The 16,466-nt window shown below is 58.1% G+C and carries 14 protein-coding genes; 6 read left to right on the forward strand and 8 right to left on the reverse strand.

The features are described from left to right. Positions 1–110 precede the first annotated feature (110 nt). The 5 genes from GOX73_RS05705 to msrA all read left to right on the forward strand — a co-directional run bounded on the left by GOX73_RS05705 (position 111) and on the right by msrA (position 3,160). A complete protein-coding gene (locus GOX73_RS05705; RefSeq protein ID WP_068341148.1) occupies positions 111–398 on the forward strand; it encodes an HU family DNA-binding protein in 288 nt (95 codons plus the stop codon). Between the two features lie 191 nt (positions 399–589). Continuing rightward, positions 590–1,045: a hypothetical protein gene (locus GOX73_RS05710; RefSeq protein WP_171123635.1), complete on the forward strand. Its 456-nt coding sequence runs from the start codon at positions 590–592 to the stop codon at positions 1,043–1,045. Positions 1,046–1,226: 181 nt separating this feature from the next. Further along, positions 1,227–2,105 carry a DMT family transporter gene (locus tag GOX73_RS05715; protein WP_171123638.1) on the forward strand — a complete coding sequence of 293 codons (879 nt, stop codon included), beginning with the start codon at positions 1,227–1,229 and terminating at the stop codon, positions 2,103–2,105. 99 nt (positions 2,106–2,204) lie between these two features. Beyond that, the gene (msrB, locus tag GOX73_RS05720; RefSeq protein ID WP_171123640.1) at positions 2,205–2,654 is read left to right on the forward strand and encodes a peptide-methionine (R)-S-oxide reductase MsrB; all 450 of its coding nucleotides are present in this window, start codon (positions 2,205–2,207) and stop codon (positions 2,652–2,654) included. Further along, a complete protein-coding gene (gene msrA, locus GOX73_RS05725) occupies positions 2,651–3,160 on the forward strand; it encodes a peptide-methionine (S)-S-oxide reductase MsrA (protein WP_171123642.1) in 510 nt (169 codons plus the stop codon). The genes msrB and msrA overlap by 4 nt, the downstream gene beginning before the upstream one ends. 21 nt (positions 3,161–3,181) lie before the next feature. On the opposite strand, the gene GOX73_RS05730 is transcribed toward msrA, so the two are convergent. From GOX73_RS05730 to GOX73_RS05760, 7 genes are all read right to left on the reverse strand, one after another. Next, positions 3,182–5,185, reverse strand: coding sequence for a hydantoinase/oxoprolinase family protein (locus tag GOX73_RS05730; protein WP_171123644.1), 2,004 nt, complete (start codon positions 5,183–5,185; stop codon positions 3,182–3,184). Positions 5,186–5,257: 72 nt separating this feature from the next. After that, a complete protein-coding gene (queG, locus tag GOX73_RS05735) occupies positions 5,258–6,295 on the reverse strand; it encodes a tRNA epoxyqueuosine(34) reductase QueG (protein ID WP_171123646.1) in 1,038 nt (345 codons plus the stop codon). Positions 6,296–6,367: 72 nt separating this feature from the next. Continuing rightward, positions 6,368–7,033, reverse strand: coding sequence for a glutathione S-transferase family protein (locus GOX73_RS05740; RefSeq protein WP_171124273.1), 666 nt, complete (start codon positions 7,031–7,033; stop codon positions 6,368–6,370). 58 nt (positions 7,034–7,091) lie between these two features. Next, positions 7,092–7,826, reverse strand: a complete 735-nt coding sequence (gene mtgA / locus GOX73_RS05745; protein ID WP_171123648.1) for a monofunctional biosynthetic peptidoglycan transglycosylase — start codon at positions 7,824–7,826, stop codon at positions 7,092–7,094. A 111-nt stretch (positions 7,827–7,937) separates the two neighbouring features. Further along, on the reverse strand, positions 7,938–12,470 hold the full coding sequence (gene gltB / locus GOX73_RS05750) for a glutamate synthase large subunit (protein ID WP_171123650.1): 4,533 nt from the start codon (positions 12,468–12,470) through the stop codon (positions 7,938–7,940). Continuing rightward, positions 12,467–12,901: a GFA family protein gene (locus tag GOX73_RS05755; RefSeq protein ID WP_170786066.1), complete on the reverse strand. Its 435-nt coding sequence runs from the start codon at positions 12,899–12,901 to the stop codon at positions 12,467–12,469. Before GOX73_RS05755 ends, gltB begins: the two co-directional genes overlap by 4 nt. 23 nt (positions 12,902–12,924) lie before the next feature. Then, a complete protein-coding gene (locus GOX73_RS05760; RefSeq protein WP_171123652.1) occupies positions 12,925–14,358 on the reverse strand; it encodes an NAD(P)-dependent oxidoreductase in 1,434 nt (477 codons plus the stop codon). A 230-nt stretch (positions 14,359–14,588) separates the two neighbouring features. Between GOX73_RS05760 and GOX73_RS05765 the strand changes: the two genes are divergently transcribed. Next, positions 14,589–15,392, forward strand: a complete 804-nt coding sequence (locus GOX73_RS05765; protein WP_171123653.1) for an undecaprenyl-diphosphate phosphatase — start codon at positions 14,589–14,591, stop codon at positions 15,390–15,392. Here GOX73_RS05765 and GOX73_RS05770 read toward each other — a convergent pair whose 3' ends face one another. After that, positions 15,393–16,376, reverse strand: coding sequence for a complex I NDUFA9 subunit family protein (locus GOX73_RS05770; protein ID WP_171123655.1), 984 nt, complete (start codon positions 16,374–16,376; stop codon positions 15,393–15,395). It lies immediately after the preceding gene. Between the last annotated feature and the right edge of the window lie 90 nt (positions 16,377–16,466).

Here is a 16,466-nt window from a genome sequence, read left to right on the forward strand (position 1 = left end):
CCCATATTTTTAGGGTTTTCGGCGCTACTATTCGTTGTGTTCGGCCACAATATCCCGTTACAGTTACGCGGTGAGGCCCTATTTATCGGGCACGTTAAGGAGACCAAGAAATGGCAAAGCCTATGACAAAGACTCAGCTGGTTGCTGCTCTCGCTGAGGAAATGGGGACAGACAAGAAAGCCGCCAACAGCGCGCTTGAGGCCATCACCGGCCTGATTACCCGCGAAGTATCCGCCGGTGGTGCAGTGACCCTGCCCGGCGTTGGCAAAATCTACTGCCGCGAGCGCCCCGAGCGCATGGTGCGCAACCCCGCCACCGGTGAGCAGTTCAAGAAAGAGGCCGACAAGGTGGTCAAGATGACCATTGCGAAAGCTCTGAAGGACAGCGTAAACGGCTGAACCCAGCTTTCACTGCGAAATGATCAAGGGCCGCCGTTCGGGGGCCCTTTTTCTTTTCCCACATATTTCCACAATTAAGAAATTCGTATCAGCTTCAACAGGTGTTTTCTAATTTCGTCGCGCCAAAATGCTGTCAAAGTACGGGCTTATACTTGGTTCAGTTTCAACAACCGAACCCATGAAATCAACAAATGCTATTCCGAACTTTTTCCTGCGCCACGCTGTTGTTTTGCCTGCTGTCTGTGCTTCCCTCTTCCGCAGTTGCAGAATGTAGCCGTTCAAACCCCTACAGCTTGCAAGCAGAAATCACATATGAGGAAATTTACGATTTCGAAGTCAAATCTTATCCTCGCATTATGGCGCATCCTTATGAAATCAAAATCCCGAACACCGCATTTGGTCAACTAATCGCCTGTCGTATTTATCAAGACGGAGCGAGTAAAACCGCAGAGTTGCCAACTACTCCGGGCTGGGCCAGCCTGTTTGCAAACAGACCAGAGACCAGAATTCGCAATCATCAAATAACCAGCAGAGATATGCAATTTGTGAAATCTGGTCCGGGCAAGACACACGTTTTTTTCTCGCACAAGTTTCCAGATGCAAAATTTCGGTGCTTTGTTGCCTGCGTCGCAAACAAGAGACAGTGAAAAACTTAGGTGTGATTGGGTTTTGTCGAAAGAGAACCCCAGCATCATAGGCTTGATCTTCTAAGCGTTTAGACCAAGACAGCGCATTAGTACGAACTTGGCGGTCGAGGATTGGCCCCAACATCTTGCGACCCTTACCGATTTAAGGAACAGTGCCCGAAATCAACGAAGGAGAGTGGCGGTGGATCTGCGTGCCATGGCCATGGGGCTGACATTTGCGTTTATCTGGTCGTCGGCCTTTACCTCGGCACGCATTATCGTGGCGGATGCCTCACCTTTGTTTTCTTTGGCCCTTCGGTTTCTGATCTCTGGTCTGATTGGGGTCGCGATCGCATGGGCCATGGGCCAAAGCTGGCGGCTGACCCGATCACAGTGGTACGCAACCATTCTATTCGGTATTTGCCAAAATGCCCTGTATTTGGGTCTGAATTTTTATGCCATGCAGACTGTCGAAGCCTCGGTTGCAGCGATCATCGCCTCGACCATGCCCCTTCTGGTGGCGCTGGCCAGTTGGCTGTTTCTGGGCGACAGGTTGCGTCCAATGGGGGTGCTTGGTCTGTTTGCAGGGTTCGCCGGCGTCGCGTTGATCATGAGCAGCCGCATCAGCGCTGGGGTCGACATGTTCGGCGTGATGCTTTGTGGCATTGGGGCGCTGGCACTGGCCTTTGCGACGCTGGCAGTACGCGGGGCAACCTCGGGCGGGAATTTCATGATGATTGTTGGCCTGCAAATGCTGGTGGGATCCACAGTTCTGTTTGCCGCCGCACCGCTGTTTGAAACCATCTATATCCACCCGACGGTCCCACTGGCGCTGGCCTTTACCTATACAACCCTTTTCCCCGGCCTGCTGGCGACCTTCATATGGTTCCTGTTGCTGGACAGGATCGGAGCAACACGGGCTGCCACGTTTCATTTCCTCAACCCGGTCTTCGGCGTCACAATCGCCGCAATCTTACTTGGTGAGAAACTTGGACCACTGGATGCGGTCGGCGTTGGTGTGACCACATTGGGAATTCTGGCCGTTCAGCTTTCCCGACAGCCCGCGTTGAAACCCGGCTGATACCCGCACATCTGCGCGAGGAAGGCAAAACCCCCTTTGCTTTCGCCGCTCAAACCCCATTTATTAGGTCAGACCAGTTTCCACACGTCCCGAGGACCAATGACCCGATACACCAAAGACCCCGAGGCGATTGCTGCCCTGTCACCCGAGGAATACCACGTCACGCAAAACAGCGGGACGGAACGCCCGGGCACTGGCAAGCTTCTAAACAACAAGGAACCGGGGATTTATGTCGACATTGTTTCGGGCGAGCCGCTGTTTGCCTCGACCCATAAATATGAATCCGGTTGCGGCTGGCCCAGCTTTACCAAGCCCATCGTGCACGAACATGTGGAAGAGTTCACCGACCGCACGCTGGGCATGATCCGGACCGAGGTCCGCTCGAAACACGGGGACAGCCACTTGGGGCACGTGTTCCCAGACGGCCCGCGCGAACATGGCGGGCTGCGCTATTGCATCAATTCGGCCTCCTTGCGGTTTATCCATCGCGATGACATGGAGGATGAAGGCTATGCAGAATACCTGATCCATGTGGAGGATATCCAATGACCGAACAACGCGCCGTTCTTGCCGGTGGCTGCTTTTGGGGCATGCAGGACCTGATCCGCAAATTGCCCGGCGTATCGCGCACCCGCGTCGGATACACGGGCGGTGACGTACCAAACGCCACCTATCGCAATCATGGAACCCATGCCGAAGGGATTGAGATCTTCTTTGACCCTACGCAGATCACCTATCGCGACCTGTTGGAGTTCTTTTTCCAGATCCACGACCCGACCACCGTCAACCGGCAGGGCAACGACGTCGGCATGAGTTACCGATCCGCAATCTATTATGTGGATGATGCCCAGAAACAGATCGCGCTGGATACGATTGCCGACGTGAATGCCAGTGGCATCTGGCCCGGCAAGGTCGTTACCGAAATCGAACCCGTTGGCGATTTCTGGGACGCTGAACCGGAACATCAGGACTATCTTGAGCGTATCCCCAACGGCTATACCTGCCATTTCCCGCGCTCTGACTGGGTTCTGCCCAAACGCGATGCTGCCGAATAATGGATAGCCCCAAGCCTGGGGCTAACCTGACGCCACCCTCGGGCGACCGCTGGCCTCGACCGTTACGGTCGCTTCGACAAAAACGTCCTGCGCCTCAATTCGTGCGGTCCTAATATCGCGGCTGACAATCACCCGGATGTCTTCGGCACCCGCCTGACGGACTTCGCCTTCGGCCTCATCTTTCAGGGCTGTCTGTAAAAGCTCCAATGCCTCTTCAGGTTCGGTAAAGTCCTGTGGCCCGCTCTCAAGATGTACCCTATAGCGCCCCTCTGACGGTGACGTTACAGTCCCCGATCGGCGCAAGGTCAGGCGGCCCACAACAGCTCCAATCGCATTGGCTACACCGGTATGTTCGGGCAGGATCATATTGCAATGCAGTCGCTCACCCACCGCTGGGTAGTAACTGGGCGCCGACGCCCCAAGGCCGATCACATCCACATTCAGGGCTGCATCCAGTGCCAGCAAACCGCGGTGCCGATCCAGCCCTTTTTGCGTCATAACATGGCGGGCCAGATCTGTGGCAGACAGCCCAAAATCCTCAATTTCTTCCGCAAAAGCAGTCTCTAACAAGGTCAATGCGGTTTGCTCGGTCAACTGAGCGACGATCATCTCGGCCAATGCTTCGGGCGTTGCAGCCAGAACATCCCCGGTACCAACACGCTTGCGCGCCACCAGCTCCAGCGCTTTACGCGCCGCTTCACTGTCCCACGAAGTCAGTCGCCCAAGCACATGGGACGCATCAGACGGGGTGACGCCACTGACTTGAACGATCCCGCGATCCACAAGCCGTGTCAGTGCGCCGCTTTCCATTCGGGTTTTCAGCAGCTCAGACAGTGGTGCAACCCGATCCCCGAGCCTGTCCAACAACGCGTCCTCCCGCGGCCCCAGTCCTTCGGCAGGAAGGCCAGGCACGCGACGCGCGAAGCGCGTATCATGCTCTCCCACCGTTGTCGCACGGAGTTGCGCGTCAAGTACCGGATGAACAATTTCGGGATGCTCTGCCGCTATCAGAGAGACAGGCAAAACCCGCCGCGGCCCAAGGAATACACCGCCTGCTAGGCCTTCAGTCTTTACGTGCACCTGACTGTCACCGCCCAGCCCATGCGTTCGCATGGCCACGGCCTCGACCATCGTGCGAAACCCGCCCACCTGCGCGCCAGCCGGATCAATCGCTGGCTTTCCATCCCGGATCAACGCTATGTCCGTGGTCGTGCCCCCGATGTCCGAAACCAACGCGTTTTCAGCCCCGGTTAGCCAACTTGCCCCTACAATCGATGCGGCAGGCCCGCTCAGAATGGTTTCGATCGGCCGATCCCGGGCCTGCTCTGCGCTCATCAAGGCGCCATCACCGCGCACAACCATCATCGGCGCCGAAATACCAAGGTCGAGCAGTTGATCCTGCGCACGCCCGATCAATCGGTCGATCATTCCAATCAGCCGAGCATTCAACACGGCGGTCACGGCGCGTTTTGGGCCATTCAACTTGGCAGACAAATGATGCGAACACGTAACCGGCGCGCCTGTCTTTTCTGCGATGATCCGGGCAGCTTCCAGTTCGTGAGCCGGGTTGCGCGTCGCAAACTGCGCCGCCACTGCAAACCCTGACACGCCCGAATGTGAGTCTAAAAAGGATAAAAGCGCCTCAATATCCAGCGGGGCCGCCTCAGCGCCTGCATGCGTGTGACCCCCGCTTAACACAACGGCCGGATCACCCTTCAAGGCATCCTTCAGCCCGTGCCTGTCCAGATCCGCCTGTTTGAACCCGATATACACCAGTGCGACACGCCCACCCTGCCCTTCGACCAGCGCATTTGTGGCCAACGTCGTCGACAGCGACGCCATCGAGATCTGATCGGGCGATACCTGCGCCCGCTGCAACACCGTGGAAATAGCTTTGCCCACACCAATCGCCAAATCCGCCCGTGTGGTCAGGGACTTGGCCGATGCTATTACGTCCTTTTCATCCCGAACAAGGACTGCATCCGTATAAGTTCCGCCTGTATCTACCCCCAAAGCCAACGCCATCGGGACCTCCTCACTGTTCGCTGAAGATCGGTGTAGCGGTTCGCAGCGACACGTCCACCCCGTTTGCGGCACTCAAGCCAGTTGTTTCACCGCCCAGCGCGCGGCATCGGCCACAGCCGGATCAGGATCGTCGACCAGTCGCGCCGCAATCGGCCTCAGTTCCGGCAGCCCGGAATTCCCGATCGCATAAAGAACATTTCGCACAAAGCGATCCCGCCCGATCCGCTTGATGGGCGACCCCGAAAACTTTTCGCGAAATGCCGCGTCATCCAAACCGGCCAGTTCCGCCAGGGGCGGAGACTTCAACTCGGGACGCGCCGCATATCTCAGATCACTTGCGGCGACGGCAAACTTGTTCCAGGGGCACGCGGCCAGACAATCGTCGCAGCCGTAAATCCGGTTCCCCATTTTCCCTCGCAGTTCTTCATCTACCGGACCCTTGTGTTCAATGGTCAGATAAGAAATGCATCGCCGGGCATCCAACTGGTAAGGCCTCGGAAAGGCATCGGTCGGGCACACGTCCAGACAAGCCCGACATGATCCGCAATGATCAACCTCCGACATATCTGATGGAAGATCCAAAGTAGTAAAAACAGACCCTATAAAAGCCCAATTCCCCCAGTCCCGGCTAACCAGATTGGTATGCTTCCCCTGCCACCCCAACCCGGCCGCATGGCCCAACGCCTTTTCCGGCACAGGTGCGGTATCGACGAACACCTTCACCTCTCCTCCGGCTTCGGCGATCAGCCACCGTGCTAACCGTTTGAGGCGTTTTTTGACCAGATCATGGTAATCCTTGTTCTGGGCATAAACAGAGATCGCCCCGCGTTCCGCGTGCCGTAAAACCTCGGTCGGATCATGGTCCGGCGCGTAACTCTCAGCCAGCATGATCACCGATCGCGCGTCGGGCCACAAAGCCGCCGGATCACCACGCCAATGGGTTCGCTCGGCCATCCAGCCCATCTGTCCGTGGTACCCGGCCTGCAAGAACGCCTCCAGCCGCGCGGGCACCGCTGGCACGTCCCACGGACGGCACACACGGCAGGACACAAACCCCTTGTTCAGGGCCTGCGCCACCAACCTCTCCTTCAAACCCGATCCGCTCTTCATCTGGCTAAAAATATCCTCGGGGGGAATCGCGCCCCGGCGCGATGGGGGGCAGACAGCCCCCCTGCTACCCTATCAGAAATCCAGATCAGCGTAATGAGGCGGAGGCCGAAACCCCGGCACCTGATCCGCCAGTATCGACCGGAACGCAGGGCGCGACTTGATCTTGGCATACCAATCCTTCACCGCCGCCGATCGATTCCAATCCACGTCCGAGATATAATCCAAAGCCGAAAGGTGCGCAGCCGCTGCAAAATCCGCCAGCGTCATCTGATCCCCGGCCAACCAACGACGATGATCCAGCAGCCAGGCCATGTAATCCAGATGGTACTTGATTGCCTTGGCACCTTCCTTGACGTTCTTACTGTCCGGATAGCCCTCGCCAGTGATTTTCTTGTTCACCCGTTCATACAATAGCTTCGAGGTGACCTCTTGATGAAACTTGTCATCAAACCACGCCACCAGACGCCGAACCTCGTACCTGTCTTCCGGTGTTTTCGGCAAAAGCGCGGGTTCTGGGCGGGTCTCTTCGATATACTCGCAGATGGCTGTGCTCTCGGATAAGGTCTTTCCATCCAGCCGAAGAACCGGGACTTTTCCCGCAGGGTTACGGCGCAGGAAATCCGGGTCTTGTTCCCAGTATCTCTCTTCCACCAGTTCAACCTCAATCTTCTTTTCTGCCAGCGACAACCGGACCTTGCGGCAATACGGGGACAGGGGAACGTGAAACAGACGCGCCATGATCTTCCAATCGAACCAGTGAATACCCTCCAGCTTTAGCGCCGAGAGGGTTTGTTTTTCAATCCTCGAAACAATCCGCGCGACCATCTGCGCGGATGGTGGCCGCTCCATCTAGGATCGAGGCCGCCCGCCTGCGTGTACGCACCGAGGGATCGGTTACCGAGCGATTGCGCGGCGACGGCAGGATCGCCGCAATCCGCGCGGCCTGCACCGAGGACAGTTTTGACGCTGGAATGTTGAAATTGCGCTGGGCTGCTGCTTCGACCCCGAAAACTCCATTCCCGGTCTCGGCCACGTTCAGGTAAACCTCAAGAATACGCTGTTTGCTCCAGAATATTTCGACCACCGGCGTAATCGAAGTCTCTAACGCCTTGCGCACCCAGCTACGCCCCTGCCACAGGAACACGTTCTTGACCACCTGCTGTGACAGGGTCGAGGCCCCGCGTGATCCGCCATCCTCCAGCGCGTCGCGGATCGCTTCGACGTCAAAGCCCCAATGCAGGCAGAAATTCGCATCTTCGGCCGCCACGACCGACCGTGCCATAATGGGCGAGATCTCTTCGATCGGCACCCAATCGCGTTCAACCTTGCCCAACCTGCGCCATTCCGACCATATCGTATGTGTCACTGGCGGGTTCACCACCGAATACAGCGCGACCAGCGCAACCACAAACACCACACAGCCCAAAGCACCGCGTAAAACCCAGCGGCGAATCTGCATCAGGATCGGCGTTTTAGCCTTAGACGCCTTCTTTTTCTTACCGCTTTTCTTGCGGACTGCTTTCTTTGCCATATCCCAGCTATACGACGAGTGATCGCGGTTTGAAACGGCTGGGGCGTCACCAGCATAAGAAAACCCGCACGCCGACAGGGCGCGCGGGCTTCGTTTGTCTATGCTTGCGAATTATTCCGCCGGAACCGCTTCCGCCTCGTGGGTCAGAGGATGGCTGAGGTTGTTCAGCATCTCTTTGGGGCAGACCTGCAGGAAGTTGGCCTTTTCCACATCCCAATGCTGCAGAATATCGGCGGCCTTGCGGCTGAAGGTTTCTGCCTGATGGGTTTCGATCAGCGTTTTGAGCTGGTCTTCCCAATGATCCACCGTGACCGGGCATGTCACCAGCGTTTCCATGTTCATCAGCGCCTGCGCCTTACCGTCGGGGTCGTACAGATAGGCCATGCCTCCAGTCATGCCCGCGCCGAAGTTGGCACCGATGCTGCCCAAAATCACCGCCACTCCGCCGGTCATGTATTCACATCCGTTCGAGCCACAGCCTTCGATCACCACTTTGGCACCCGAGTTGCGGACTGCGAACCGCTCGCCCGCGCGGCCTGCTGCAAACAGGTGCCCATCGGTAGCGCCGTACAGAACCGTGTTGCCGATAATGGTGTTGTCATCTGCCTTCAGCGGGCTGACCTGCGGCGGACGCACAACGATCATGCCGCCCGACAGACCCTTACCCACATAGTCGTTGGCGTCACCCGACACTTCCAGCTTGAGCCCCGGAGCAGCAAAGGCCCCCAGCGACTGACCGGCAGACCCCTGCAGTTTCACATGCAGGTGGTCGTCCTGGAATGTGTTTCGCATCCCGAAATTCTGAACGATATGGCTGGAAACCCGTGTGCCCACTGTGCGGTGCGTGTTCTGCACCGCGTAAGACAGCTGCATCTTCTCACCGTCTTTCAGGAACCGCGCCGCATCGCGCACGATTTCAGCGTCCAGCGTATCGGGCACTGCGTTGCGATCCTTACCGCGGTTATAGACGATGTCCTGCGCGCCATCGACGGTGATCAGCAGCGGATTCAGGTCCAGATCGTCCAGATGCGCCGAACCCCGGCTGACCTGCGCCAGCAGATCGGCGCGACCGATGATCTCATCAATCGAGCGCGCGCCAAGGCTGGCCAGCAGCTCGCGTACTTCTTGCGCGTAGAAGGTGATCAGGTTGACGACTTTGTCCGCGTTGCCGGTGAACTTGGCACGCAGGGATTCGTCCTGCGTGCACACACCAACCGGGCAGGTGTTCGACTGGCACTGGCGCACCATAATACAGCCCATCGCGATCAGGGCAGCGGTGCCGATGCCGTATTCCTCGGCCCCCATCATCGCGGCCATCACAATATCGCGCCCGGTGCGCAAACCACCGTCGGTCCGCAGGGTCACGCGGTCGCGCAGGTTGTTCATTGCCAGAACCTGATGCGCCTCGGTCAGGCCCATTTCCCACGGCAGACCGGCATATTTGATGCTGGTCGCGGGCGAGGCGCCCGTGCCGCCGTTGTGACCCGAAATAAGGATAATATCCGCTTTGGCCTTGGCCACACCGGCGGCAATCGTGCCCACGCCTGAGGACGCCACCAGCTTGACCGTCACCTTACAGCGCGGGTTGATCTGTTTCAGGTCATAGATCAGCTGCGCCAGATCCTCGATCGAGTAGATGTCGTGGTGCGGCGGCGGCGAGATCAGCGTCACGCCTTTGGTCGAGTGCCGCAGACGCGCGATCAGGTCGGTGACCTTCATGCCCGGCAGCTGACCACCCTCACCCGGTTTTGCACCCTGGGCGACTTTGATCTCAAGCTCTTCACACTGGTTCAGGTACTCGGCGGTCACACCAAAGCGGCCCGAGGCCACCTGTTTGATCTTGGCCGACGGGTTATCGCCATTCGGCTCCGGCACGAAATGCGCCGGGTCTTCGCCACCCTCACCCGAGTCGGACTTCGCGCCAATCCGGTTCATCGCCACGTTCAGCGTTTTGTGCGCCTCTGGCGACAGGGCGCCCAGCGACATGCCCGGCGTGACAAAGCGTTTGCGGATCGACGTGATCGACTCGACCTCTTCAATCGGCACCGGATTGCCCAGCGGCTTGAAGTCCATCAGGTCGCGCAAGTGGATCGGAGGGTTCGATTGCATCTTGGCGGAATACTGCTTCCACAGCTCATAGGATGCCCGGTTACACGCCATCTGCATCATATGCATCGAGGTCGCTTCCCACGCGTGGGTCTCTCCCGATTTGCGCGATTTGTAGAAACCACCGATGGGCAGAACGTCCAGTCCGCTGTCCCAGCCTTTGGCGTGGATTTCCTCGGCCTTGGCCTGAATGCCCGTGACACCGATGCCGGAAATCCGGCTGGTCATGCCCGGGAAATACTCGGCCACCATGGCACGACTCAGGCCCACGGCCTCAAAGTTCAGGCCGCCGCGATAGGACGAAATCACCGAAATCCCCATCTTGGCCATGATCTTCAGCAGGCCCTGATCAATCGCCTCGCGATAGCGCGCGACGTTTTCAGTCAGCGTGCCGTCCAGCAGGCCGCGATCAATGCGGTCGGCCAGTGAATCTTCAGCCAGATAAGCGTTCACAACGGTCGCGCCGCAACCGATCAGTACGGCAAAGTAATGCGGATCGACACATTCGGCCGAGCGCACGTTCAACGAACAGAAGGTCCGCAGCCCCTGACGGGTCAGATGCGAATGCACGGCACTTGTCGCCAGGATCATCGGCATCGCCACGCGACCCTCGCCCGAGTTCATGTCGGACAGCACCAGATGCCCCGCGCCCGAGCGCACGGCCTCTTCTGCTTCGGCTCTGATGCGGGCCAAAGCGGCATTCAGTGCGCCCCGACCTGGTTCAAAGCTACAATCGATCTCGGCCAGCGGCGAACCAAAGCTTTCTGCCAGCTTGTCCCACTGGGCGTTGCCCACAAAGGGGCTGCCCAGAGTGATGATCTCGGTCTGGCTGCTGTCTTCGTCCAGCACGTTTTTCAGGTTTCCGAACCGAGTTTTCAGCGACATCACCCGGTATTCGCGCAAGCTGTCGATGGGTGGGTTCGTAACCTGACTAAAGTTCTGACGGAAAAAATGGCTGAGTGGGCGGTATTGTTTGGACAGAACCGCAGACGGAGTGTCGTCGCCCATCGAGGCGATGGATTCCTTGCCATCCTCGGCCATGGGCGCAAGGATTTGTTCCAGTTCTTCAACCGAATAACCGGCAGCAATTTGGCGCTTGCGCAGTTCTTCGCCGCTGAACTTCGCGCTTTCGGTCACGTCCGACAGCGTTTCATCCAGATCGTTGATTTTGCCGACCCACTCGCCAAATGGCAGCGCACGGGCCAGCTTGTCCTTGATTTGAGTGTCGCGGAACAGCTTGCCCTTTTTCATATCCACGGCCAGCATTTGCCCCGGACCCAGCGCGCCTTTTTCGGTAACGCTGGCCTCATCAATCGGCACCATTCCGGCCTCGGACCCTGCGATCACCAGACCGTCACCGGTCACCACATAACGCATCGGGCGCAACCCGTTCCGGTCCAGACCGGCACAGACCCAGCGGCCGTCGGTCATCGCCAGCGCGGCAGGGCCGTCCCACGGTTCCATCACCGAGTTGCAGTAGGAATACATGTCGCGCCAGGCCTGAGGCAGCTCGACCGCTTGCTTGGACCAGCTTTCCGGCACCAACATGGTTTTCGCCATCGGGGCCGAGCGGCCCGCGCGCACCAGAACCTCGAAAACCGAGTCTAATGCAGCCGAATCCGACGACCCACCAGCGATGATCGGTTTGATATCCTCGGCATAGTCACCAAAGGTGCCCGAGGCCATGCGGATCTCGTGGCTTTTCATCCAGTTGACGTTGCCCTTCAGCGTGTTGATCTCGCCATTATGGGCCAACATACGGAAGGGTTGGGCCAGCCACCATTGCGGGAAGGTGTTGGTCGAATAACGCTGGTGATATATCGCAAAAGCCGATTCAAACCGTTCGTCCATCAGGTCGGGGTAGAAGACCGCAACCTGCTCGGCCAGCATCATGCCCTTGTAGATAATCGAACGACAGCTAAGCGAAGCCAAGTAAAGGTCAGAGATGCCCGAAGCTGCGGCGGCCTTTTCGATCCGGCGGCGGATTACGTACAGCTCACGCTCAAAAGTCTCTTCATCCACGCCTTTGGAGTTCGAGATCAGAATTTGCTCGATCTCGGGCCGGGTCGCGTTTGCTTTTTCGCCCAGACAGGTCACATCAACCGGCACGTGGCGCCAGCCATAGATGTAATAGCCCATGCGCAGCACTTCGGTTTCCACGATGGTCCGACAGCTTTCCTGCGCGCCAAAATCGGTGCGGGGCAGGAAGACCTGACCCACGGCGATCAGCTCATCCAGATTGGGTTCGTGCCCGGTGCGGCGGATTTGGTCATAGAAGAACGGAACGGGTATCTGCACATGTATACCCGCGCCGTCGCCTGTCTTGCCATCCGCGTCCACCGCGCCGCGGTGCCAGATCGCCTTGAGCGCATCAATACCTGCATCAACAACCTTACGCGACGGCTTACCGTCGACAGACACGACAAGGCCTACGCCGCAGGATGAATGTTCTTCCTCCTCGGAATAGAGACCGTTTTCGGCCATCCACTGACGTTTGGCTTCTTCGGCGCGCACCCAATCGGCATCGTATTTGGTCATTGGCTGTCTCCTTCTTCCGAGGGGGCGTACATGGCCTCGACCTCGGCTTTGGTCATTTGCTGGCGTTCACCTGCGAACGCGTACCCTTCGGGCTTTTTGTCGAAATAAAGTTCCAGTTTCAGCGTGTGGCCGGTATCTGGGAACAGGCCTGCGGCGATTTGCGTGTGTCCGTGCATCTCACCGGGAAGCGTGATCCGGTACCACAGTGCCGAGCCGCAGTCGGCGCAGAAGGCGCGCTCGGCCCAATCGGACGAGGTGAAGGTCTTGACCGGCCCAAGCGCGGCGTAGCCTTCTTCGGCCTGAAAAGTAACCAGCATCGAACTTGTCCAGCGTCGGCATTGGTCGCAATGGCACGCGCCCAGCGCATCGCGCGCGGGCGTAGCGGTCACCGTGACCGCGCCACACATGCATTGGCCTTGCAACTCGGGCATTTCGAGGCTCCTGATCGCTGGGTCTATTCGGCTGCGACTGCAGCCTTGGCGTTGAACCGGTCGATGATCGCATCGGCACAATCGCGCCCGTCGCGGATCGCCCACACGACCAAAGAGGCCCCGCGCACGATGTCACCGATGGCATAGACGCCGTCCATTTCGGTCTCGCCGGTCTGGAAGGCGGCCTTGACGGTACCCCAGCGTGTCACCGGCAGGTCGGGCTGGCCGAACAGGCTGGGCAGGTCTTCGGGCTCAAAGCCAAGAGCCTTGATCACCAAATCGGCGTCTTCGACATAGTCCGCGCCTTCGATCACCTCGGGGGCCTGACGGCCGGTTGCGTCGGGCTGGCCCAAGCGCATCTTCTGCACCATCACGCCTGTGACTTCGTCGTCGCCGGCAAAGCCCTTGGGCGCGCTGAGCCACTCGAAGACCACGCCTTCTTCCTCGGCATTTTGGGTTTCACGCTGCGAACCGGGCATATTAGCGCGGTCGCGGCGATACAGACATTTGACCGAGGTCGCACCCTGACGGATCGAGGTGCGAACGCAATCCATCGCGGTATCCCCGCCGCCGATCACGACAACCTTTTTGCCAGCGGCGTTCAGGCGGCCATTGTCGAAATCTTCGACATCGTCACCAAAGCTCTTGCGGTTTGAGGCAGTCAGGAAGTCGATGGCCTTTTCGATGCCACCCAGACCGCTGCCCGGCATGGACAGGTCGCGCGATTTGTAAACGCCGGTTGCGATTATCACCGCGTCGTGCTGACCACGGATTTCTTCGAACTTTGCGGCATCGACGTCGCAATTCAGCTCAAACGTTACGCCACCGTCGGCCAGCAAATCGTTGCGGCGCTGTACGATGTCTTTTTCCAGCTTAAAGCCGGGAATGCCGTACATCAGCAGGCCACCTGCACGGTCGTAACGGTCATAAACCGTCACCTGAATACCTGCACGGCGCAGCATGTCCGCCGCGGCCAGTCCGCCCGGACCCGCGCCGATGATACCCACGCTTTCGCTACGCTCCGCACCCGGTACAACAGGCTTGACCCAGCCTTTGTCCCACGCGGTGTCGGTGATGTATTTTTCGATCGTGCCGATGGTCACAGTACCGTGGCCCGACTGTTCGATCACGCAATTACCTTCGCACAAACGGTCTTGCGGGCAGATCCGGCCACAGATTTCGGGGAAGGTGTTGGTTGCCTGACTGGTCTGATACGCCTCTTCCAAGCGGCCCGTCGCGGTTAGGCGCAGCCAGTCTGGGATGTTGTTGTGCAGCGGACAATGCGACTGACAATAAGGCACACCACACTGGCTGCAGCGGCTGGCCTGTTCTTCGGCCTTGGCTGAGGCAAACTCGGCATAGATTTCGTCAAAGTCTTCCTTGCGCGTGTCCGCGGCACGCTTTTCGGGCATGGCGCGATCGACTTGCACAAATTTCAGCATCGGTTGCTTGGCCACGCGTCAGACTCCATGAATTGGCTTGGTCGACCTTCTTTAAGAGATACATGATCGGATGAAAAGTCAATTGTACTGACCTATTTTGAAAATTTTTGCCGCTGGGAGTCATCCGAGTGAAAAAACTTTACCTTTTTAGTTCCGATTCGGACCTAATTGTGTTCTTTTCTTTTCCGCATCACACTTATACCCAGTGAGCATAATAAAAACGTGACGGTGGCACGGGCAATTCGATGAGCCTTTTTCAATTGATTCTCACGGCAATAGTTCAGGGTATCACTGAATTCCTGCCGATCTCATCTTCTGGTCATCTGATCCTTTTGCCCAGCCTGACGGGTTTAGATGATCAGGGTCTCGCCATAGACGTCGCTGTCCATGTCGGCACCTTGGGTGCTGTGGTTTTGTATTTTTGGTCCGAGGTCAAGAAGGCGGTCTCCGGCCTGCCGCGCGCCCTGACGGGGCGTATCGATTCTGCCGAAGCGCGTCTGGCTATGGGCCTTATCATCGCGACGATTCCCACAATCATCGTCGGTGCGATCCTGTTCAAGACGGGCCTCAGCCAATCGCTGCGCTCAATGACGGTAATCGGGTGGACGATGCTGGGATTTGGTCTGTTGCTTTACTGGATGGATCAGAAGGGACCGCAGACGAAAAAGGCCGGCGACTGGGGCATCAGGGATGCGGCCATTATGGGCCTTTGGCAAGCATTGGCGCTTATACCCGGCACGTCGCGGTCAGGGATCACCATCACGGGCGCGCGGCATCTGGGCTATACCAGAGAGGACGGTGCCCGGATCGCCATGCTAATGTCGATCCCGACAATTCTGGCTTCGGGGATTTTGCTGTCGGTCGATGTGATCCGCGAAGCTGATGCGCAACTGGCCATTGACGGGGCTATCGCTGCCTTCTTTTCCTTCATTGCAGCGCTGCTCGCCCTGACCCTGATGATGCGCCTGTTGCGAAGCGTCAGCTTCACACCCTACGTGATCTACCGGGTCATTCTGGGCGCAGCATTACTGATCATCGCCTATAGCTGATCAGATCTTCAGGTTCTTCGCCGAGTTTTGAATGTCGTCATACTGACCCGAGGGGCGGAACTTCCACAGGTATTCCGGCAACACCGATTCCAAAGTCGATGGCTCAATCGCCAGATCGGCAAATCCCATCGCACCTTCTGACACAACATTGTCGCGCCGCAGGTTCTTAAGCTGATCACGGGTCAGGATGTTATTGGGGAAAAGCTGGAAGCTCACGAACTTCACGATGTCCAGCACTCCGGCCATGATCCGCGCCACCCAGAACGGCATTCCAATTATGACCCGGCGCCGGTGAATCACGTCCAGCATCTGCTGCATCAACGCACGAAACGTCTTTACCTCTGGTCCGCCCAATTCGTACACGCCAGCCGGAGCCCGTCCCAGAACACCTTTCACGGCGGCTTGGGCCACGTCGTCCACGAAAACGGGTTGGAATTTAGTCTCAGCACCCACCAAAGGCAGGAACGGATTTATCCGGGTCATACCGGCAAAGCGGTTGAAGAACTGATCTTCGGTCCCGAATATGACCGAAGGGCGCAGGATGACCGCGCCCGGCATATGCTCCAGAACCCCAGCTTCACCCTGCGCCTTGGTCCGCGAATACTGGCTGTCTGATACCGCATCCGCGCCGATCGCAGAGATATGCACCATCTGCGCTATCCCCTGCTGCGCTGCCAGCCGCGCAATGCGCTCGGCGCCTTCGGCCTGCACTGCGTCAAACTCATTCTTGCCCAGCTCATTCAGCACACCCACGCAGTTGACCACGGCATCAGCGCCTTGCATCGCCAGCGCAACCGAGGCGTCGTCGCGGATATTACACAATATGGGCTCGACTTGCCCCACAACACCATAAGTTTTGACGAACATGGCCTCATTCGGGCGCCGCACGGCCACGCGGACGCGCCACCCTTCACCTGCCATACGCCGGGCGACGTATCGGCCAACAAATCCGGATCCGCCAAAAATCGTGACCAGTTTGGACATGCGAGGGCTCCTGCTGATGGGTCATACAGGATCTACCCCTCAAATCCCAAGCAAACAAGGCGCAATAACGCCGCGCATTCAGGATATCCG

The sequence above is a fragment of the Ruegeria sp. HKCCD7221 genome (assembly GCF_013031225.1).
Taxonomy (GTDB): Bacteria; Pseudomonadota; Alphaproteobacteria; order Rhodobacterales; family Rhodobacteraceae; genus Ruegeria.

Coding starts and splice junctions, on each gene's coding strand:
- GOX73_RS05705 (WP_068341148.1), top strand. CDS start 111: ATGGCAAAGCCTATGACAAAGACTCAGCTGGTTGCTGCTCTCGCTGAG.
- GOX73_RS05710 (WP_171123635.1), top strand. CDS start 590: ATGCTATTCCGAACTTTTTCCTGCGCCACGCTGTTGTTTTGCCTGCTG.
- msrB (WP_171123640.1), top strand. CDS start 2,205: ATGACCCGATACACCAAAGACCCCGAGGCGATTGCTGCCCTGTCACCC.
- msrA (WP_171123642.1), top strand. CDS start 2,651: ATGACCGAACAACGCGCCGTTCTTGCCGGTGGCTGCTTTTGGGGCATG.
- GOX73_RS05730 (WP_171123644.1), bottom strand. CDS start 5,185: ATGGCGTTGGCTTTGGGGGTAGATACAGGCGGAACTTATACGGATGCA.
- queG (WP_171123646.1), bottom strand. CDS start 6,295: ATGAAGAGCGGATCGGGTTTGAAGGAGAGGTTGGTGGCGCAGGCCCTG.
- GOX73_RS05740 (WP_171124273.1), bottom strand. CDS start 7,033: ATGGCGCGTCTGTTTCACGTTCCCCTGTCCCCGTATTGCCGCAAGGTC.
- mtgA (WP_171123648.1), bottom strand. CDS start 7,826: ATGGCAAAGAAAGCAGTCCGCAAGAAAAGCGGTAAGAAAAAGAAGGCG.
- gltB (WP_171123650.1), bottom strand. CDS start 12,470: ATGACCAAATACGATGCCGATTGGGTGCGCGCCGAAGAAGCCAAACGT.
- GOX73_RS05755 (WP_170786066.1), bottom strand. CDS start 12,901: ATGCCCGAGTTGCAAGGCCAATGCATGTGTGGCGCGGTCACGGTGACC.
- GOX73_RS05765 (WP_171123653.1), top strand. CDS start 14,589: ATGAGCCTTTTTCAATTGATTCTCACGGCAATAGTTCAGGGTATCACT.
- GOX73_RS05770 (WP_171123655.1), bottom strand. CDS start 16,376: ATGTCCAAACTGGTCACGATTTTTGGCGGATCCGGATTTGTTGGCCGA.